Consider the following 19,310-nt stretch of genomic DNA (forward strand, 5'->3'; position numbering starts at 1 on the left):
TTTGTGTGCGGTATCATTTCTGATCCCCTCGCCCTTTGGAAGGGAGAGGGGACATGAGGTTTTACTTATCGATCTTGGCCAGTTCGGCCCATAGTTGGGCGCTGGCGGCGATGCCTCGCTGGAAATCGGCGAGGTTGAACTTTTCGTTGGGGCTGTGGGTGTTATCGTCATCGAGGCCCCAGCCCAACAGCAGAACATCGGAGTCGAGCTGTTCGGCGAAGTTGGCGACGATCGGAATCGAGCCTCCTTCGCGAATCAATACTGGGGCGGCGCCGAAGCCTTGCTCGATGGCGTCGCTGGCGGCCTTGATGTAAGGACTGTCGGTTGCCACGACGAAGCCTGGCGAACCGTGATGTTCCTTGAACTCCATCTTGATGCCGGTGGGGCAAATCTTGGTCAGGTGCTCGCGAAGGGCTTTGCCGATCTTGTGCGGACACTGATCCGGCACCAGGCGGCAGCTGAACTTGGCGGAAGCTTCGCTTGGCAAAACGGTCTTGGCCCCTTCGCCTTGGTAGCCGCTGGTCAGGCCATTGATATCAAGGGTTGGTCGAGCCCAGCGACGTTCGAGCGTCGTGTAACCTTCTTCTCCATGGACATCGTCGATGCCCAATTGTTCTTTGAATTTCTCTTCGTTGAAGGGAAGTTCGGCGAAGTTCTCGCGCTCGTCACCCGACATCGGCTTGACGTCGTCGTAGAAACCGGGGATGTGAATCCAACCGTGCTCGTCGATTAGCGTGCTCAGCATGTGGCACAGGGCGTTGGCCGGGTTGCGGACAGCACCACCAAACGAGCCGCTATGCAGGTCACGATTGGGGCCGATCAGCTTCAGCTCGAAGTAAGCGATGCCCTTCAGACCGTAGGTGATGGCCGGCTGGCCGGGGGCAAACTGGCTGCTGTCGCTGATCACAACGACATCGTTGGCCAGAAGATCTTTATTTTCTTCGATGAACGGAGCGAGGTTGGCGCTGCCGATTTCCTCTTCTCCTTCGATCAGGAACTTGACCTGGATCGGCAATTCGCCCACCGATTTGATCCAGGACGTGGCTCCGAAAACATGAGTCAGCATCTGGCCTTTGTCGTCGGTCGCCCCGCGAGCCACGATATTGCCATCCCGCTCGGTCGGTTCGAAGGGGGGTGTGACCCAGAGATCGAGCGGTTCGGGGGGTTGGACGTCATAGTGTCCATAAACGAGGGCTACGGGCTTGCCAGGCACCGCTGGGCTTTCGGCATAGACGATTGGGTGTCCTTTGGTCGGGATGACCTTCGTCTCGAAGTTCAGATCTTGGAAGCGGCTTGCGACCCAGTCGGCGGCGGTCTTCACGTCTTCTTTATGCCGACTATCGGTGCTCACACTGGGAATTCGGAGCAACTCTTTGAGCGACTCGACGAAGTTTCCACGATTCTCATCTATAAAAGTTTTCAGATCCGGCATGGCTTATCCAATTGGACTTGGGCGCTGCATGGTTTGGCTTTTGAAACGCCAAAATTATCTTCCGACCCGTAAAGCCGTACAATATAATACGACTCGCAGTAAATGGACATTGCACCCAAGCCGCTCGCAACCAATTCGGGGGCTACGCGAGCGGATAAATTCCTGTCGAATTTCGAGATATTACCAGTGGGCGATTCAAACACGTCTGTAGCAGAACCTTGGGAAGCGACGACGGTTACGACCAAGACGAAACCCAAGAAGAAGCAAAAACCGAAGCGCCAGCCTCGGTATCATGTGATGCTTTGGAACGATGACGACCACACCTACGAGTACGTCATCTTGATGATGCACGAGCTTTTCGGACACCCGGTCGAAAAGGGGTTCCAGATTGCCAAGACGGTTGATGCGGACGGCAAAGCCATTTGCCTGACCACCACCAAGGAGCACGCGGAACTGAAACGCGACCAGATTCATGCCTATGGCAAGGACGATCTGATCGCCCGTTGCCGCGGTTCGATGTCTTCCACGATCGAGCCAGAGTGCTAAAATCGGGGATTCCCCGATTGTTACCGCTATCGACAGGGTGCCATCGCATCCTGAGTACCATCTGCTGATGAGCGATCTCAAGCTGAAGACCCTTACCCTGGGGTGCAAGGTCAACCAATACGAAACAGAACTGGTTCGCGAAGGCCTTGCGCGCGGTGGGTATCGAGACGCCGAAGACTCTGAATCGGCCGATGTGTGCGTGGTGAATACCTGCACGGTGACCAACGAAGGGGACTCAAAGAGTCGCCAGGCCATTCGCCGACTGGCCCGTGACAATCCGAATTCGCGGATCGTCGTGATGGGCTGCTATGCCACGCGGGCCCCAAACGAACTTAAGGTGCTGCCCAACGTTTCGGAAGTCGTCACCGACAAGCGCGAAATTCCCGATCTGTTGGGTCGGATGGGCGTGATCGACATTCCGGATGGAATCTCGAAGTTCGGCGATCGGCATCGTGCGTATGTGAAAGTTCAGGACGGTTGCCTGCTGCGGTGCAGCTTCTGCATCATCCCGTACGTACGTCCGGAGATGTACAGCCGGCCCTCCGGCGAGATCGTTGATGAAGTGGCTCGACTGGCCGACAATGGGTTCCGCGAGATCGTCCTCACGGGTATTCACCTGGGGCACTATGGCGTCGATCTGAACAAGGGGAAGCCGAAGACCGACTGGGTACGCTTGGCGAAGCTGATGGAAATGCTTTCGCAGATCGACGCTGACTTCCGCGTGCGTCTTTCCAGCATCGAAGCGACCGAGGTCACCAAAGAGCTAATCGAGGTCATGGCCAAATACCCTGACAAGATTTGCCCTCACCTGCACATCTCGATGCAAAGTGGCAGCGACTCGGTACTGCGTCGGATGCGACGTCGTTGGGGCAGCCAGCGATTCATCGACCGCTGCAAACTGCTGAAGGACTCGATCGATAAGCCGTCGATTTCAACCGACATCATCGTCGGTTTCCCCGGTGAGACGGAAGAAGAGTTCCAAGAGACCTGCCGCGTTTCCGAGACGGTTGGCTTCTCGAAGATCCACATCTTCCCGTTCAGCCCTCGCAAGGGAACGCCGGCTGCCGAGATGCCGGACCAGATTCCTGGCGACGTGAAGTCCGATCGCAGGGCTCGCCTGGCCGCGGTCGAAGACAAGACGCGCGAAGCCTACTATCAGAGCCTGGTAGGGGATACGCTCGACGTGCTGATCGAAGCCGAAGATCGCGACGACGCGAATTTAGCCAGCGGAACCTCATGCCGCTATGCTCCGGTCTACGTAGACCGATCGCAGGTCGAAATCGGCCAGCGGTACCAGGTTAAGATCGACCGGGCCGAATCGCAGCGGGTGTTGGGAACGCTGGTGTAATCGATCCAATCGGTACATCTCGCCAAGTGCCCCTTCTTCTGGTGCGAAAGTGCTAGCACTGCCGATTAATGGTTCGTTGAGTTGTTTCTTGAAATTGGCAACTACGGACCGACGCGGGCAGCGGCACTATGAATGCGCAAAATTCAAAGCTGGGTATTAACACCGGAATTCTTCTGGAAGCAGGCACCAACGAGGCGGAGATCCTCGTGTTTGAAGTGGGGGGACAGACCTTCGGCGTGAATGTCGCCAAGGTCAAAGAAGTCCTGGGAATCACGAAGGTGACGGGGCTGCCGGAAGGACACGCAGCGATCGAAGGTGTCGTCCGAATTCGCCAAGAGGTCGTCTCGCTGATTCACCTGGGGCGATTCCTTTATGGAGACGCACCAGAAGTTGCTTCGCGGGATAGCGATTGTCTGTTGCTGCTGGAATTCAACCAGCGTCCGCTGGCGTTTCGCGTGAATCGCGTTCACCGTATTTATCGTGTCAGCTGGAAAGCGACGCGCCCCTTGCCGATGACGCCCGGCATGAACGCTCCGATTACCAGCGTCGTGCTGATTGACGGAAAGCTGGTCCAGATTCTCGACTTCGAGTCGATTGGTGCGGCTGTCGCCGGCATTTGCGACGAGCCAGCCAACAGTTCTGGCGTATCGCGGATCGAAGCCCCGAACATCCCGGTCGTTTTCGCTGAAGATTCTCGCATGATCTCCGAGATGATTGGCGATCACCTACAGGACGCCGGGTTTACCAACTTCCATGGTTTCGTCGACGGCCAGGCAGCGTGGGAATATCTGGAAGCCTTGGCCGAAGATGAATCGATCGAGACGATTCGTGAAAAGGTCGGCATCCTGATCACCGATATCGAAATGCCGCGGATGGATGGCTTCAGCCTGGCAAAACACGTCCGCATGCACCCAGTCCTGGGTTCGTTGCCGATTGTAATCTTCTCGTCGCTCGTTTCGCGTGACAACGAGAAGAAGGGACAGCAAGTCGGCGTCGATACCCAGGTTCCTAAACCTCGCTACGGCGAACTGCTGGAAAAGACCCGCCAGTTGGTTGGTATTTCCGAGCTTATCGAAGCCTAGAGCAAGTGGGCTTTGCTAGCACCGGCGGAAGCATTCTGACATTCTGAGAGGAATTGTCTCAAGATTCCTCTTGTCGTGACCGACCGCAAGCTGTTACTGTTCCCCGACCATTCCCGGCCCAAGATGGGCCTGGGATCGATCGATGCATTTGTTGTCACATGAGGGGAACAAGCAAGGATGTTTGTCCACACGAATTTGCGTCTGGCTTTGGCAATGGTCTTTGTTGCCGCTGCCACCACAACAACCTGGGCCGCTCCACCATGGGCCAATCTGATTCCTTTTCAGCGTGTGGAAGCTGACGCCGAGAAGAGCTATGAGCTGACCGAAGATCACGGTCCCTGGCTGATCATGGCTACCAGTTTCACCGGTCCCGGTGCCCAGCAGGATGCCAATGACTTGGTCTTGGAGCTTCGCAAGGACTACGGGCTCGAAGCTTATACCTGGCATCAGAACTACGACTACACCGATTCGGTGGTCGGCAAAGGGTACGATCGTTACGGCGGCCCCAAGAAGATGCGATACATGAACGACGTGAGCTTCACTAGCTTCGTGGTCATGGTCGGCAACTTTGAAACGGTCGAAGAAAGTGGCGTGGAAAAGACGCTGAACAAGATCAAGACGGCCAAGCCCAAGGTCTTCCAGGACAGCTACACCGTCAAGAACGACACCATCAAAACGATTCGCCAGAAGCTACGCGAAGCGATCAATTCGGAAGACGACAAAGAAAAAGGCCCCATGGGCAATGCTTTTGTCACCCGGAATCCACTGCTGCCGGAAGAGTACTTCCGCCCCAAAGGCATGGATGAATTGGTCCTGAACATGAACAAGGACAGCCAGTACAGCCTGCTGAATTGCCCTGGCAAGTACACCGTACGTGTCGCCACGTTCCGGGGTGCTGTCGAGTTGGATCAAAAGAAGATCGAAGAGATCGAAAAGAAGAATATTGTCAGCGGAACACGCCTGGCCGTTGCCGCGGAAAAGGCGGAGAAACTGGCCGGAGCTCTTCGTAAGCAAGGCGTCGAAGCCTACACCTTCCACGATCGATCGGAAAGCATCGTCACGGTCGGGGCGTTTGAAACCGTTGGTACGCCGCGTCGCGATGGCAAGATCGAAATCAATCCGCAAGTCAAACGCATCATGGATGGCTACAAAGGCGGAACAGGTACCGCGACCATCGAAGGGGGTACGGCTCCTTCGTACAAGCCAAAATCGCTCAACGGAATTGTCTTTGACGTTCAGCCACTGCCGGTTGAAGTTCCCAAGGTGAGCATCGCCGCCGACTACGCACGTCGTCCAATTCGATAGGTTGTCCGCGGACTACAAGCAAGCAACTTACTCGAGGTTCCACGTTCATCGTGGAACCTTTTTTATGCGCTCGTTTCTCGTTACGATGTCCTCTGCCCATCCGAGAAACAGCGTACTGGAAAACGAGTGATGTCCGACAACCGGCAAATGGTGCTTGGCACCTACAATCAGAAGAAGCGAGGCGAACTTCAGCGTCTGCTCTTTCCTCTAGGGATCGAACTGAAAACCCTGGAAGAGTTTCCCGCAGCCATCGAAGTCGTCGAGGATGGAGAATCGTTCGCCGAGAACGCCGCCAAGAAGGCGACGCAGCAAGCCGTTGCGATCCGCGAGTGGGTCTTGGCCGAGGACAGCGGACTATGCGTCGATGCCCTCAAGGGTGCCCCAGGGATCTATTCTGCGCGGTTCTCTGGCGACGACGCGACCGACGAAAAGAATAATGACCTGCTATTGGAAAAGCTGGAAGGCTTGCCGCCAGAAAAACGGGGTGCCCACTATGTGTGCCACATCGTGCTTTCCAATCCCCAAGGCGAAGTGATCTTAGAAGCCGAAGACAAGTGCCACGGGCGAATTGTCACCGAGCGTCGCGGTACCAATGGGTTCGGGTACGACCCGCTCTTCGAGCTGCGTGAATACCATCGTACGTTTGGCGAGATGGGGCCAGCGATCAAGGGGCTGATCAGCCACCGAGCCAAGGCATCCCGGGCATTCGTTCACCAGCTGGAAGAGATGCTGGGCAAGAATCCGGCACTTTTGGCCACGAAATAGGCCAAGAAACAAAATAAGCAGACGCCGTTGGATGAGTCGCGGACGTCTGCTCGAATAAAATTAGACCGTGATATAATCTACCTAGGGATGATAATCCTCGTCCCCACTTTTTGACAAGGCGTAATTCGCATCTTTTTTTCGAGATCTTAATCCATGGTTCGGGCTCGCGTTGTTTCGTTTGCCGTTACCTGCTTGTTTATCACGAGTTACGGCATGCTGCCCCTGGCTGATGCTAATGCCGATCCCCCCAGCAGGGATTCTGCCCCAGTCAAGCAATGGGTGGACCAGCAGGTCGGTTCGCTCGTCGAGATTTACCAGGACTTTCACGCGCATCCGGAAGTCTCTTTTGAAGAAGCAGAGACTGCCCGGCGGCTGGCTGACCTACTGAAATCGGCCGGATACGAAGTGACGACCGGGGTCGGTGGGCATGGCCTGGTGGCAATTCTGAAGAACGGCGAAGGGCCGACCGTGATGCTGCGGACCGATCTCGACGCCTTGCCGGTCACCGAGAACACCGAGTTGGTCTACGCATCGAAGCAAACGGTCAAGCTGGAAGATGGGACCGAATCTGGAGTGATGCATGCCTGCGGTCACGACATTCATATGACCAACGTGGTCGGCACTGCCCGGTATATGGCGACCCACAAAGATGAGTGGCACGGCACGCTGATGATCATCGGTCAGCCAGCCGAAGAAAAAGGGCAGGGGGCCAAGGCGATGTTGGGGGACGGATTATTCGAACGTTTCCCGAAGCCAGACTACGCAATCGCTTTGCATGTCGATCCCAACTTGCCGACGGGAACGGTCGGCTATCGCGGCGGTTACGCGATGGCCAATGTGGATAGTGTCGATATCTACGTGCAAGGCAAAGGGGGCCACGGAGCTCATCCCGACGCAACGGTCGACCCGATCGTTCAGGCGGCCCAGTTGATTTTGGACCTGCAGACGATTGTCAGTCGTGAAGTCAATCCAACCGATCCTGCTGTCGTCACGGTGGGGGCTATCCACGGTGGGACGAAGCACAACATCATCGGCAACGAATGTCATCTGCAGCTGACCGTGCGAAGCTACGGCGAAGAAGTACGCAAGCAACTGCTCGAAGCGATTCAGCGGAAGGCGAAAGCGGTCGCGATCAGCTACCGTGCTCCGGAACCGAAAATTGAAATCAGCGAAGGAACGCCCAGCCTATTCAACGATAAGCATCTCACCTGGCGGATCGTGAAGAACTTCAATCATGCGTTTGGCGACGAAAAAGTGGTGCCGGTCGATCCTTCGATGGGAGGCGAAGACTTCAGCCGCTATGGAATCGCCGGCGTACCGATCTTCATGTACCGGCTGGGGGCGGTCGATGCGAAACGGCTGGCTCGCTACGAGCAACTTGGGCAAGAGCCTCCCTCGTTGCACTCGCCGCTTTTCTATCCCGACGCCGAGGATTGTTTGGAAACCGGCATTAGCGCGACCGTGATCGCGCTCTTGGAACTCTTCGAGCACAAGCCGGGCGATCAGTAATGCATCGGCACACATTAATGGGAATGGCGGCCGGTTACGTCGTTCTGGTGGGCATTATTATCTACGGTTTACTGCAAGCACGCGTATGGGTCGCAAAGACTTACGATACGCCTGAGGCGACCGAAAACTGGCAGAAGTTGACCCAAGAACTGGATCAACGGCAGGATCGCGACCATTCAACAGCAAAAAGGCCACCGCAACGGAGCGCAGAGCCGCCAATTAAGATCTTGTTTTCGGAGAACTTTCCTGCGATCGTTATCTGGAGCCTCGTGATTCTGAGTATTCTATACTGGAGCGTGGGAATAATGATTACCGGTGCGATGCGAACACCTAGTCATCAACCTGCGTCACTTGATCATGACGCACCCCCGTGAGTTTGACACCCAGGCTGCCCTTTCCCATCAAGGGCCATTGATCGGCGATACATGCCACCATCCAGTCGCGAATTTGAGACGCATTCACCGGAGCTATCCTTGGTGCGATTGCCTATTCGCGATGATCACATCGCCCAAGGGACGACCGCACTGCTGCTGATCGTGCTTGCGTTCCTTACTTATTCGGGGACCGTTTCGGTGTGGGTATCGCTGGGGGTCGTGCTGGCCTGCCTGGCCGCAACCTGGAAGATGTTTGTTCCCGTTCGGATTGACCTCGGCCCGCGGGGAATCATTCAGAATTCATTTCTCGGCAGCCGGAAGACACCCTGGCGAGAAATTGCCCGGTTCGAGCCCCACGAGCAAGGCGTCATCCTTTATCTTACGCAAGACGACTCCCCGCTGGCTGGCTTTGCTTCGATTGATTTGGCCTGCCGCAGCATGAAACCGGAAGTCGAAGCGATCGTTCGCTACTACATGGAATCGCGGCGAATGCGGACGGGCTCGTCGATCGTGAAGATGGCCGACGACCTCTCGAATTCCAAATCGGGTTCGGCCGCGAGTTAGCTCGGCGCCGCGTCTTCGATCGACTTGTCACCGGCAAAGAAGCAAGCTGCCGGGTGCGGTGTCCCTTCCAGCGGTGGTGGACTGGCCGTGCATTTCTCAGGCTGCACAATTGGGCAGCGATCGGCAAACGGACAGCCGGGGTAAAACGTATCAGGCGAGGGGACTTCCCCTTGCAGCACGATCCGTTGCCGTTTGCGTTCGATATCCGGGTCGGGCACCGGAATAGCCGACAAGAGGGCCTGTGTGTAAGGATGCATCGGCTGCCGGAACAACTCTTGAGATTCCGATAGCTCGACGATTCGTCCCAGGTACATCACACCGATTCGGTGCGAGATATGCCGGACGACACTCAAGTCGTGGGCAATGAAGACATAGGCGACGCCCAGCTTCTGCTGCAAGTCCATCAACAGGTTGATCACCTGGGCCTGAATCGAAACGTCGAGGGCCGAGATTGGTTCGTCGCAGACAATCACCTTGGGCCTGGCCGCGAGTGCTCGGGCAATCCCGATACGTTGTCGCTGACCGCCCGAGAACTCGTGCGGATACCGATTCACAAACCGTGGATTGAGCCCGACGACATCCATCAGTCGCATCACTTCCAGCTTTCGATCGAGACCAGACTTCAGTCCGAAGATCGAAAGAGGTTCACCAATGATCGTGCCCACGGTCATACGCGGATTGAGCGAAGCGTACGGATCCTGAAAGATCATCTGCAGGTCGCTACGATGTTGCCGCATCGATGCTGGCGAGAGATCGTCGATTCGTTTGCCGTTGAGGTGAATCGTACCGGCGGTCGGTTTGACCAGGTTCATGATGGCCCGCGCCGTGGTCGACTTGCCGCAGCCACTTTCCCCCACCAGCCCAAACGTTTCACCAGGCTTCACATCAAACGAAACGCCATCAACGGCCCGTACGATTTCAGTTTGGGACGCGAACCACTTGCCGCGTCGAACCGGAAAGTGAACTTTCAGGTCGCGGACTTCGAGAACGGGAGAGACGTCTATTACTTGTGACATGGATGCGATAGCTTAGCTAAGACGTTAGTTAGTGGCAGTGGGTGGAACCGGCAGATCAATCTGGGTAACGTCGCGAATGCACGCATGCGCGGTTCCCGTGTCGACTTGAACTAGCGGTGGATCGATCTTCTGGCAGTCATCCACGCGGTACGGACAACGCGGATAGAACGAACAGCCTGGGATCGGCTCGCTCATGTCGGGTGGTTGTCCTGCAACTGGTGAGAGTTGGGCTCCCACTTCCTCGTCGATCCGCGGAATCGAATTGAGCAACCCCAACGTGTAAGGGTGTCGAGGGTCGGCGAACAAGTCGTGAGCCTTGGCCTGTTCGACCTTGCGTCCGGCGTACATGACCAGCACGTCTGTGGCCATGTTCGCGATCACACCCAGGTCGTGCGTGATCATCACGATCGCCGTGTTGTGTTCTTCTTGCAGCTGCTGCATGAGTTCCAGGATCTGGGCTTGAATGGTCACGTCCAGAGCAGTCGTCGGTTCGTCCGCGATCAGGATTTCGGGATCACACGACAGGGCCATCGCGATCACCACGCGTTGCCGCATCCCGCCGGAGAATTCGTGCGGATAGTTGAACACGCGGCGTTTGGCACCTGGGATGCCGACCTTTTCAAGCATCTCGATCGCGCGGTCCAAGGCGTCTTTATAGGACAGCCCCAGATGCTTTCGCGTGACCTCGGTCAACTGTTCGTCGATGGTCAAAAATGGATTGAGCGTGGTCATCGGATCCTGGAAGATCATCGCGATGCGGTTCCCACGAATGCTCGCGAGTTCCTTGTCGCTCATCTTCAGCAGGTCTTTGCCGTTATACATGGCCGAGCCGCTGGTGATCTTGCCAGGAGGCTGAGGGATCAGCCCCAGCATGGCCAGGTTGGTGACCGACTTACCAGAGCCTGACTCGCCGACAATACCTAGCGTTTCGCCAGCTCGCAGATCGAAGTCAACCCCGCGAACCGCTTTGAAGGTTCCATCTTCGGTGCGGAACTCGACTGCCAGGTCACGCACTTCCAGCAGCACTTTGCCGGTGCCGGAAGGCTTGTCCTTCGTCGATGCGCTCGTCGTTTCTACAGTCACAAGGTTACCCTTATCGGTTCTTCATTCGCGGGTCGAGAGCGTCACGCAGTCCGTCACCCAGGAAGTTCAAGGAGTACAGCGTCGATGCCAATGCCAAGGCCGGGAACACCACCAACCACCAGTAGATTTTCACCGGCGTGATCACCTTCAGGCCTTCCTCAGCCAGCACACCCCAGCTCACAGCCGGAGCTTCCACGCCCAGACCAAGGAACGACAGAAACGCCTCGAACAGCATCACCGCCGGAATGGTCAGCGTCAGGTAGACGATCACAATACTCATCACGTTGGGCACCAGGTGTAGAAACACAATGCGGAATCCACTGGCGCCCACGGTTCGTGCCGCGTCGACAAATTGTTCGTTTTTCAAGCTGATGATCTGACCACGCACCACGCGGGCCATCGTCAGCCAGTACACGGCCCCGATCACGATATACAAAATGACGATGCGGCTGATGCCGTAGCTTTCCAGCCACTGCTTGACGTCGTCTTCGCTGAGGATCGTGATGAGGAAGAGCACCAGGAAAATGAACGGCACCGAATACATGATGTCGACTACCCGCATCATGAAGTCGTCGACCATCCCGCCTGAGTATCCGGCGATTGCCCCGTAGCTAACCCCGATGATCAGCGAAACGAGTGTGGCGACCAGTCCCACGATCAACGACACCCGAGCCCCATAGAATAGACGCGAAAGCAAGTCGCGTCCCAAGAGGTCGGTGCCGCACAAACTGGGCAGGCAATAGTCGCCGAAGATCGCCAGGCGCGTGTTCAATAGCAACATGTCAAAGCCGGTCGGGTCGGTCCAAAGCTCGCCAACGCGGCGATCGAACTCTTCTCCTTCGAGTCCCTTGAGTTGCAAGCTGACCGGGACGACTTCCTTTTCCCCTTCTTCGTTGGCCCGCTTGGTCGTCGAGTGAAACTCTGGGGGCAAAGCCAAACGGTTGGCCAGGTCTTGCTCACGCGGCGATTGCAAAGGGAACAGCGGAGTGAAGATGGCTGCCAAGGCTAGCAGGACCAGGAAACTGAGTGCCGTCATCGAGACCCAGTCGCGGCGCAGCCGACGCCAGGCATCTTGCCATAGCGAAATCCCGCGGATGTTTCTCGCCTCGTTGTACATTGCCTGATACTTCTCGATCGGCGGCAACGCGTCGGCGTAGGGGTCGTGCTTATTAAGTGAATCCAAGGCTCTGGCCTTCGCAGCGAGGAGTTACTTGTCCAACTTGACGCGAGGATCGATCAAACCGTACGACAGGTCGACCAACGTATTCATCGAGAACAACAGGAAGGTGTAGATCATCACCACCGCCAGGCTGACGGGGTGATCCTTCTGCTGAACGGCCTCGATGAAGTGGCTTCCCAAACCGGGAATAAAGAAGATGCGTTCCAGCACCAGCGACCCGGTCAGAATGCCTGCCGTGGCTGGTCCCAGGAATGAGACGACCGGCAGGATAGCACCACGAAATGCATGCTTCAGCACGACCGTCGCAGGCATCAGCCCCTTGGCATACGCCGTACGAATGTAGTCTTGCCCCAGCACTTCCAGCATGCCGGTTCGTGTCAGACGCGAGATGTACGCCGCGAAAGGAGCCGCCAGGCAAAGCGACGGCAGCACCAAATTGATCGGGCGTCCCCAACCAGCCGCGGGAAACAGATTCAAGCCGAACACAAAAATAATGATCGCGAAGCCTGCCAACACAAAGTTAGGAATCGCGATCCCCAGCGTTGCAATCATGCGGAAGGTCACATCGATCAGCGACTGTCTTCTTAGTGCCGAGATGATCCCGGTCGAGAAGCCAATCAGCATCGCGAAGCTAAGCCCCAATAGCCCGAGCGAAATCGAAATCGGTAAACCTTCCGAGATGATCTCGAAGACCGACTTGTCGATCAGCTTCATGCTGGGGCCCGGGTTGAGCACCATGTAGTTGCCCATTGTCTTGACGTACCGCGTCGCAAGAGGCTTATCCAGGTCGTAGTATTCTTCCAGGTTGCGTTTGATCGCCTCGGGAAGTTGCCGCTCGTTCAAGAGCGCACCTTCCGGCGAGACCGTCCACATCAGAAAGAAGCTAATCGTGAAGACGACCCACAAGGTGATCACCAGCCACATTAGCCGCTTGGCCAAAAAGTAAATCACTCCAAGCCCTCCCACTCGCGAATCTTTTCGCGTTGTTCTTCGTCAATTTCGAGGATGTGCAGGGGATGGAGATCCTGCAGGTTCGGATAAAAGTTCTTCACGTACGGCCGTACCATGTTGATCGAAACGTAGAAGTAGATCGGCAAGATCGGCATCTCGTCGACCAGTACCTCTTCCGCGTCGCGAAGCATGTTAAAGCGTTTTTGGGGATCGGCTTCACTGCGTGCCGCGTCGATCAGGCCGTCGTACTTTTCGTTGCTCCAGCCGGTCTCGTTGTTCTCGCCGTCGGTGACGAACATGTCGAGAAAAGTATTCGGATCGGGATAGTCGCCAATCCAACCAGCCCGAGCGACGTCGTAATCCATTTCGCGGACCGTTGTCAGGTAGACGCCCCACTCGACGTTCCGTAGTTGAACATCGATGTGCAGATTGCGTTTCCACTGCTGTTGGATCACTTCGGCGATCTGCTTATGCCCTTCCGACGTGTTGTACAGAATCTGGATGGGACGCATCTTTTCGCCGCCCAGGGCTTCCTCAAGCAGCTTTCGGGCACGCTCTGGATCGTACGACTCGGTCGGTGGTCCTTCGTATCCGGTGATACCCGGCGGCACGAGCGAACCAGCCGGAACCTGCCCACCGCGGGTGACGAAGTCGACGATCTCTTGCTTGTTGATTGCCAGGTTCAGGGCCTGCCGTACTTTCGGATTATCGAGCGGCGGCCGATTGGTGTTTACGCGATAGAAGTAGGTAGAAAGCATTGGGGCGATCTGCAGATCGTCGCTTTCATTCTCTCGCCCTGGCTCCTTCTTCTTCTCCTGGTCGAGTTCTTTCAGATCGTCCAACACCGGGTTGGGAATATCGGTGGCCCACTCCATCTGGCCGCTCATGAACATGTTGAGCTGCGTGGTGTTCGACTGCACGGCCAGGGCGTCGATCGTCTCCAGTTTGACTTTATCCGCATTCCAATAGGTCGGGTTCTTCGCCAGGCGAATACGATCGCGGATGCGGCGTTCCTGAATTTGATAGGGGCCGTTGGTGACAATGTTCTCCGGCTTGGTCCAGTCAGGGTAACCGTGCGTTTCGATACACGTGCGATTGACCGCGTGCATCGGGTAGAACGAAGCCAGTTCCAGGAAGTACGGCGTCGGCGATTCGAGCTCGATGACCAGCGTCATCTCGTCAGGAGCTTTGATGCCGACTTCGCTGAAGTGAAGCAAAACGTGCATCGCTTCTTCGGCGCCGGGATGCTTCTCCAGGAAAGCCTTTGGCGTGCCTGTTTGATAGAAGACGCGTTCGGTGGTTTCTCCGTCCCATTGCGGTTGGCCGTCTTTCTCAGGCACGCAGTCGACGGTGAATACTTTGTAGGAAGCACTCTCTTCTTCGCCGTGTCCGGAGTTGCTCGATTCGCTGGAACCTTCCGGATAGGTATCTACCTTCTTCAAGATGCCGGAGACCATCGTTCCGCGAGGGAACATCTGAGCGCGATCCTTACGATCGGCCAGTTCGACTTCAACATGGTCGCCGACATCAAAATCGCCGGTCGTGTAGCGTTTGGCGTTCTTGATGTACCACAGTTGGTACCCGTACTGCGTTCCCGATTCTGGATGCAAAAAACGCATCCAGGAGAAGTCCCAGTCGTAAGCGGTGACCGGTTCGCCGTTGGTCCACTTGGCACCTTCACGCATGTGAAAGGTATAAGTCTTCAGGTCATCCGATACGTCGTGCGACTTGGCCATCGCGGGCAACGGGACCATGTCGTTGGGATCGTTGGGATCGGGCATCTTCCGATAGAGCCCCTCGAAGATGGCGTCAATGATCCGCCCTTCAGGGGCACCGGTGCTTTTAGCCGGGTCCACCGTTTGTGGCTCGGTACCGTTAGAAAAGGTGAAGTCCGCGGGGGGGAGCGACCCCATCCGAAGCGCGAAAAAGAGAGCGACTACGAAGATTAGTGGGAAGAAGTAAGGAAATAATCCTCGTATTGACCATTTCATTCGGTGATTTCTCACTCATTCGGGCCATTGGCAGTGGGTTTCAAGGTGATCATCACCTAAGTTCCTGATCGTATCAAATTCCGCAAGAGCTGACGATATGCTGATCTCAAACGGACCAGTCCGCTTGAAAGGCGCAAGCTACAGGCCTTGTTTTCGATAGAAATGTTGCAGTTTCATTCGAATTGTCCGATACTCCGGGAATGAGCGAACCGCCTTGCCCGAGCATTCGTACGTTGGGGCGAGGCTCGATTGCAGTATGAGAGCCGTTAGCGCTTGGTTCACCTACTAGCAATTGGGTTTGTTCATCGCCATTCGATTTAACTTTACGCGTCTTCGTTGGAAACTGCATTTCTCCGTTTCGCTATCAAGGCGAGCGAGGGTTAAGCATTGGCCGCGTCAAGCTATCTCTCAGGGCGTGACTCATCCTTTTTCAGGGCCAGTTAACTTAACTAATCAGTAGGGGCCCAAGCCTTACTAACACGGAGAAGATCTGCCATGATGTTCTTGGCCACTCCAGCCAATGGACACACGATGTCCAAAGGGTACTACTCAGACAATGATAGTCCCTCGCACGTTTCCCAGCCGGAAGGATCCGGTAAGGAAGTTTCACCTTACGAACCCTTGAACGAAGACGTTGCTCGTCAGCTCGTTCAACTCTTTAAGCTGTTGGCCGACGAAACTCGGCTTAAAATCCTCAGCTACCTGCTACAGGCAGGCGAACTCAATGTTCGATCGCTGTGTGATTTGCTCGATCAAAGCCAGCCAGCAGTCAGTCATCACCTGGCCCTGCTGAAAACCTGTGGACTGATCGAATCGCGACGCGACGGTAAGAACAATTTCTATCGCGTCATTCCGGAACAGTTCGGACGCTTCGCCGAAGTGTTGTTCCGCCAAGTACCTGGCCTGGAAGACGATAAGATCGACTTCGGCGAAGCCATGGTACGCCTGGAAACGGAAACCCAAGCGGTCGCCGTCCACTAAGAACCTTCTCTCCTCAATATGAGGCTCGCACGAAGGCTACCTGATCGTGTCCCAGGTAGCCTTCTTTGCGTTCTTGCCAGGAGAAATCGGCCTCCTTCGGCGATCAGGCCTCTTTTGCCGTTGTTCGTACTGCCAAAAAATCGGGTAAGGGTTAGAATTTCATGATGGAATCTTGTACACCTTAGCCCCCTTGGATCATGGCAGAGAATCTCGACGGCCAGCAGCCTGCCCCATCGCCGGAAGCGGCTCCCTCCGAAGGAAAGCCAGCGGAACATGTTCCCTTTACGGTAACTGCAGACAAGGTACGTAAATTCCCGACGACTTCCGGCGTCTATATCTTCAAAGACGACAAAGGGCGGGTGATCTACGTGGGCAAGGCCAAGAACCTGCGTTCAAGGGCAAGCAGTTACTTCCTGGCCGAAGCGGCCGTTGATCAGCGGACCGGCTACTGGGTCAACGAAATCGCCGATGCTGACTATCTGGAGACCGAAAGCGAAGTCGACGCACTGCTCGCCGAATCGCGGCTGATCAAAGATGTCCAGCCGAAGTACAACAAAGAGCAAAAAGACGACAAAACGTTTCCCTACCTGATGATCACCCAGCGGGAAGACTTCCCCCGCGTCGAGTTTACCCGCGAACCCAAAGATAAAAACGCCAAGCTGTACGGACCCTTTGCCAGTGCCGGGGCCCTGCGGGGAGCGATTCAGGTCCTGCAGCGGATTTTCAAGTTCCGCACTTGCGATCTCGACATCGACGAGACCGACGAACGCTGGAAATGGTTTCGCCCGTGTCTCTTGGCCAGCATCGATCAGTGCACGGCTCCCTGCAATCTTCGGATCAGCAAGGAAGAGTACCGCAAAGATATCCGCCGCTTGCAAATGTTTTTGGAGGGGAACCGCACGCGTCTGGTGAAGCAACTGCAAGACGAAATGCAGGAAGCTTCCAAGAACCTGGAGTTCGAGAAGGCCGCCAAGCTGCGCGACGAGATCACCATGCTCGAGCGTCTCGATGAGCGTGGCGAGTTGGAAACGCACGCCCAGCCGGAAGTCTTTTACGTCGATCCGAAGAAGGGACTGGCAGGCCTCCGCAAAGTGTTGGGACTGTCGGAAACTCCGCGGACGATCGAAGGGGTCGATATCGCCCACCTCGGCGGAAGTGACACGGTGGCTAGTCTCGTTCAGTTCCTCGACGGGTTACCGTTCAAGCCTGGCTACCGTCGGTTTAAGATTCGCGGCGTCGATGGCGTGGACGACTTCCGTAGTATCCACGAGGTCGTAGCCCGCCGCTTCAAACGGTTGAGCGACACGTCCGAAGTCTTCCCTGATATTCTGCTGATCGACGGCGGTAAGGGGCAACTCAACGCGGCGATGGCCGCTTTCCGCGATCTGAAGATCGAACCGCCGACGGTGATCTCACTGGCCAAACGGGAAGAAGAAGTTTACCGGCCCGGCCAAAGCGAACCGATCCGGCTCAGTCGTCACTCATTTGCTTTGCGACTGCTGCAATACGTTCGCGACGAGTCCCACCGTTTCGCGCAGCACTATCACCACTTGCTACGAGAAAAAAGAACGTTCGACCGGTAAAATATCTGTCCCCTCGCCCCTTTGGGGAGAGGGTTAGGGTGAGGGACGAACTTGGTACCTGCTTTCCAACCCTCACCCTTGCAAGGGAGAGGGGACAGGAATGCAACAATAGCATCGTGCGGAGCGGTTGGTTACACTTGGACTTCCGCGTCACCCACCCGGCATGGAGGCAACTACGATGGCACGCAACGAACAACTGATTCGGCAGCACAAGATCTTGCAGATTCTCGAGCGTTATCGCTACGGTTGCCTGCTGGAAGAGATCCGCGACGCGTTGGTCGATGAACTCGGCTTGTCTTCGCTGCACACACGTACCGTTCGCCGCGATATCGAATCGCTGCAAGCGGCTGGTCTCGATATCGACGTGCACGACTCAGGACGTGGGCGCGTCTGGAAGCTGGGCGCCAGTGGCCGGGGGATGCATAAGATTACCGCGACGGCGACCGAACTGATTGCGCTTTCCCTCGGACGCGACCTGCTCTTGCCGCTATCGGGCACGCCGTTCTGGGTGGGGGTCGAGTCGTTCTGGACGAAGATTCAAGAGCAGCTGCCTGAAGGAACGTGGGAGCATTACCGTAAGTATCGTCAGGTGCTGTACGTAACAGGGCTGGCATCGAAGAACTATTCGGCCCAGGAAGGAACGCTCAAGAATCTGAATCGGGCCATTCATCAGCATCGAATTGTTGAGGTTGCCTATCAAAAGCCGGGCCAGCCTTCGCCTAGCCAGCGGCGGCTCGAACCGTACGGCATTGTGTTCCACCAGGGCAGTATTTACATCGTAGCGGCGGCCAGCGAACTGCCGGAAGACGATCCGAATCGCATCCGACACTGGAAGCTCGATCGCTTCAAGAAAGCGGAAGTCACCGACGACTACTTCAAGGTGCCCAAAGACTTTGACCTGGAAGAGCATCTGGGCGGATCGATCGGGATCTTCGCGGCTCACAAGCCGATGGATTTCAAGATCAAGATCACCGCGGCGGCGGCCAACTGGGTGGTCGAAGATCCGTGGCATGCCGAGCAAAAAGTCGAGCAGCACAAAGATGGCAGTATTACGCTGACCGTCAAAGCGGCGCACGAGCTGGAGATCATTCCTCGCGTGTTGGCTCTGGGGCCAGAAGCCGAGGTGTTGTCACCTAAGTCGACCCGTGAAGCGATCAAGGCACGCGTCGAAAAGATGGCCGAGGTCTACGCAAAACGCTGAGTGTTGCCGGTCCAGTGAACCATGCCTTGCGCATCGGCAGGGACTGCGGCATAGGTCGGCAAGATCGGTTTATTGAAGACGTAGGTCGTCGCCGTGATCGGCTGGCCATCCAACGTTTCGCACTCGACCACTTCCCGCGTGTACAGGGTTGGATAGCCTTCGACGTCGTCGAGCACGCTGAGTAGACGCTCTTCCTGCTTGGCTTTGAAGAGCCAAATCTCACCCACGACGCGAGTCTCTCCTTCCAGCTTCAGCCCGGGGTAGTCCGCAATTTGCCAAAGCGAGCCGGGTGTTGATCCACGCAGCACGGCCACCGGTCGGCAGGGCCAGCAGCGTTCGCGGACCTCGCCCCGTTTCAGCGTTCCGTAGGCAAAAAAGGCAACCAGTTCGTCAGACATT

18 protein-coding genes are annotated in these 19,310 nt (G+C 56.2%); 10 read left to right on the forward strand and 8 right to left on the reverse strand.

What is annotated here, in order from left to right; genetic code table 11:
- Positions 1 to 61 precede the first annotated feature (61 nt).
- A complete protein-coding gene (locus PSR63_RS18310; protein WP_274327124.1) occupies positions 62 to 1,432 on the reverse strand; it encodes a dipeptidase in 1,371 nt (456 codons plus the stop codon).
- A gap of 186 nt (positions 1,433 to 1,618) precedes the next feature.
- Between PSR63_RS18310 and PSR63_RS18315 the strand changes: the two genes are divergently transcribed.
- From PSR63_RS18315 to PSR63_RS18340, 6 genes are all read left to right on the forward strand, one after another.
- Complete coding sequence (locus PSR63_RS18315) at positions 1,619 to 1,978, forward strand: ATP-dependent Clp protease adaptor ClpS (protein ID WP_274327125.1); 360 nt, start codon at positions 1,619 to 1,621, stop codon at positions 1,976 to 1,978.
- 67 nt (positions 1,979 to 2,045) lie between these two features.
- On the forward strand, positions 2,046 to 3,326 hold the full coding sequence (gene mtaB, locus PSR63_RS18320; RefSeq protein ID WP_274327126.1) for a tRNA (N(6)-L-threonylcarbamoyladenosine(37)-C(2))-methylthiotransferase MtaB: 1,281 nt from the start codon (positions 2,046 to 2,048) through the stop codon (positions 3,324 to 3,326).
- 128 nt (positions 3,327 to 3,454) lie between these two features.
- Positions 3,455 to 4,408 (forward strand): chemotaxis protein, encoded by a 954-nt coding sequence (locus PSR63_RS18325; RefSeq protein WP_274327127.1) that lies wholly within the window; start codon positions 3,455 to 3,457, stop codon positions 4,406 to 4,408.
- Positions 4,409 to 4,585: 177 nt separating this feature from the next.
- Positions 4,586 to 5,713: a hypothetical protein gene (locus PSR63_RS18330; protein ID WP_274327128.1), complete on the forward strand. Its 1,128-nt coding sequence runs from the start codon at positions 4,586 to 4,588 to the stop codon at positions 5,711 to 5,713.
- A 129-nt stretch (positions 5,714 to 5,842) separates the two neighbouring features.
- Entirely contained in the window at positions 5,843 to 6,478 is a 636-nt protein-coding gene (gene rdgB, locus PSR63_RS18335; RefSeq protein ID WP_274327129.1) for an RdgB/HAM1 family non-canonical purine NTP pyrophosphatase, read from the forward strand.
- 153 nt (positions 6,479 to 6,631) lie between these two features.
- The gene (locus PSR63_RS18340; protein WP_274327130.1) at positions 6,632 to 7,987 is read left to right on the forward strand and encodes a M20 metallopeptidase family protein; all 1,356 of its coding nucleotides are present in this window, start codon (positions 6,632 to 6,634) and stop codon (positions 7,985 to 7,987) included.
- 330 nt (positions 7,988 to 8,317) lie between these two features.
- Here the strand turns inward: PSR63_RS18340 and PSR63_RS18345 are convergent, their stop codons facing one another.
- Positions 8,318 to 8,449 (reverse strand): hypothetical protein, encoded by a 132-nt coding sequence (locus tag PSR63_RS18345; RefSeq protein ID WP_274327131.1) that lies wholly within the window; start codon positions 8,447 to 8,449, stop codon positions 8,318 to 8,320.
- 14 nt (positions 8,450 to 8,463) lie between these two features.
- On the opposite strand from PSR63_RS18345, the gene PSR63_RS18350 reads away from it, so the two are divergent.
- Positions 8,464 to 8,925: a hypothetical protein gene (locus PSR63_RS18350; RefSeq protein ID WP_274327132.1), complete on the forward strand. Its 462-nt coding sequence runs from the start codon at positions 8,464 to 8,466 to the stop codon at positions 8,923 to 8,925.
- On the opposite strand, the gene PSR63_RS18355 is transcribed toward PSR63_RS18350, so the two are convergent.
- Genes PSR63_RS18355 through PSR63_RS18375 form a run of 5 tightly spaced genes read right to left on the reverse strand, consistent with a single transcriptional unit; the run spans position 8,922 to position 15,068 of the window.
- Positions 8,922 to 9,941 (reverse strand): ABC transporter ATP-binding protein, encoded by a 1,020-nt coding sequence (locus PSR63_RS18355; protein WP_274327133.1) that lies wholly within the window; start codon positions 9,939 to 9,941, stop codon positions 8,922 to 8,924. The genes PSR63_RS18350 and PSR63_RS18355 overlap by 4 nt on opposite strands.
- A 24-nt stretch (positions 9,942 to 9,965) precedes the next feature.
- Complete coding sequence (locus PSR63_RS18360) at positions 9,966 to 11,024, reverse strand: ABC transporter ATP-binding protein (RefSeq protein WP_274327134.1); 1,059 nt, start codon at positions 11,022 to 11,024, stop codon at positions 9,966 to 9,968.
- A gap of 10 nt (positions 11,025 to 11,034) precedes the next feature.
- A complete protein-coding gene (locus PSR63_RS18365) occupies positions 11,035 to 12,207 on the reverse strand; it encodes an ABC transporter permease (RefSeq protein ID WP_274327135.1) in 1,173 nt (390 codons plus the stop codon).
- Positions 12,208 to 12,231: 24 nt separating this feature from the next.
- Positions 12,232 to 13,155 (reverse strand): ABC transporter permease, encoded by a 924-nt coding sequence (locus PSR63_RS18370; RefSeq protein ID WP_274327136.1) that lies wholly within the window; start codon positions 13,153 to 13,155, stop codon positions 12,232 to 12,234.
- Positions 13,152 to 15,068, reverse strand: a complete 1,917-nt coding sequence (locus tag PSR63_RS18375) for a peptide ABC transporter substrate-binding protein (RefSeq protein ID WP_274327137.1) — start codon at positions 15,066 to 15,068, stop codon at positions 13,152 to 13,154. Before PSR63_RS18375 ends, PSR63_RS18370 begins: the two co-directional genes overlap by 4 nt.
- 573 nt (positions 15,069 to 15,641) lie before the next feature.
- On the opposite strand from PSR63_RS18375, the gene PSR63_RS18380 reads away from it, so the two are divergent.
- From PSR63_RS18380 to PSR63_RS18390, 3 genes are all read left to right on the forward strand, one after another.
- Positions 15,642 to 16,127 carry an ArsR/SmtB family transcription factor gene (locus PSR63_RS18380; RefSeq protein WP_274327138.1) on the forward strand — a complete coding sequence of 162 codons (486 nt, stop codon included), beginning with the start codon at positions 15,642 to 15,644 and terminating at the stop codon, positions 16,125 to 16,127.
- 197 nt (positions 16,128 to 16,324) lie between these two features.
- A complete protein-coding gene (locus tag PSR63_RS18385; protein ID WP_274327139.1) occupies positions 16,325 to 17,710 on the forward strand; it encodes an excinuclease ABC subunit UvrC in 1,386 nt (461 codons plus the stop codon).
- 178 nt (positions 17,711 to 17,888) lie between these two features.
- Positions 17,889 to 18,911, forward strand: a complete 1,023-nt coding sequence (locus PSR63_RS18390) for a helix-turn-helix transcriptional regulator (protein ID WP_274327140.1) — start codon at positions 17,889 to 17,891, stop codon at positions 18,909 to 18,911.
- On the opposite strand, the gene PSR63_RS18395 is transcribed toward PSR63_RS18390, so the two are convergent.
- On the reverse strand, positions 18,896 to 19,309 hold the full coding sequence (locus tag PSR63_RS18395; protein ID WP_274327141.1) for a gamma-glutamylcyclotransferase family protein: 414 nt from the start codon (positions 19,307 to 19,309) through the stop codon (positions 18,896 to 18,898). The two genes, PSR63_RS18390 and PSR63_RS18395, sit on opposite strands and share 16 nt — an antisense overlap.
- Position 19,310: the final 1 nt, after the last annotated feature.

It is taken from the genome of Bremerella sp. P1 (assembly GCF_028748185.1).
GTDB lineage: Bacteria > Planctomycetota > Planctomycetia > Pirellulales > Pirellulaceae > Bremerella.

Coding starts and splice junctions, on each gene's coding strand:
- PSR63_RS18310 (WP_274327124.1), bottom strand. CDS start 1,432: ATGCCGGATCTGAAAACTTTTATAGATGAGAATCGTGGAAACTTCGTC.
- mtaB (WP_274327126.1), top strand. CDS start 2,046: ATGAGCGATCTCAAGCTGAAGACCCTTACCCTGGGGTGCAAGGTCAAC.
- PSR63_RS18325 (WP_274327127.1), top strand. CDS start 3,455: ATGAATGCGCAAAATTCAAAGCTGGGTATTAACACCGGAATTCTTCTG.
- PSR63_RS18330 (WP_274327128.1), top strand. CDS start 4,586: ATGTTTGTCCACACGAATTTGCGTCTGGCTTTGGCAATGGTCTTTGTT.
- rdgB (WP_274327129.1), top strand. CDS start 5,843: ATGTCCGACAACCGGCAAATGGTGCTTGGCACCTACAATCAGAAGAAG.
- PSR63_RS18340 (WP_274327130.1), top strand. CDS start 6,632: ATGGTTCGGGCTCGCGTTGTTTCGTTTGCCGTTACCTGCTTGTTTATC.
- PSR63_RS18355 (WP_274327133.1), bottom strand. CDS start 9,941: ATGTCACAAGTAATAGACGTCTCTCCCGTTCTCGAAGTCCGCGACCTG.
- PSR63_RS18375 (WP_274327137.1), bottom strand. CDS start 15,068: ATGGGGTCGCTCCCCCCCGCGGACTTCACCTTTTCTAACGGTACCGAG.
- PSR63_RS18380 (WP_274327138.1), top strand. CDS start 15,642: ATGATGTTCTTGGCCACTCCAGCCAATGGACACACGATGTCCAAAGGG.
- PSR63_RS18385 (WP_274327139.1), top strand. CDS start 16,325: ATGGCAGAGAATCTCGACGGCCAGCAGCCTGCCCCATCGCCGGAAGCG.
- PSR63_RS18390 (WP_274327140.1), top strand. CDS start 17,889: ATGGCACGCAACGAACAACTGATTCGGCAGCACAAGATCTTGCAGATT.
- PSR63_RS18395 (WP_274327141.1), bottom strand. CDS start 19,309: ATGTCTGACGAACTGGTTGCCTTTTTTGCCTACGGAACGCTGAAACGG.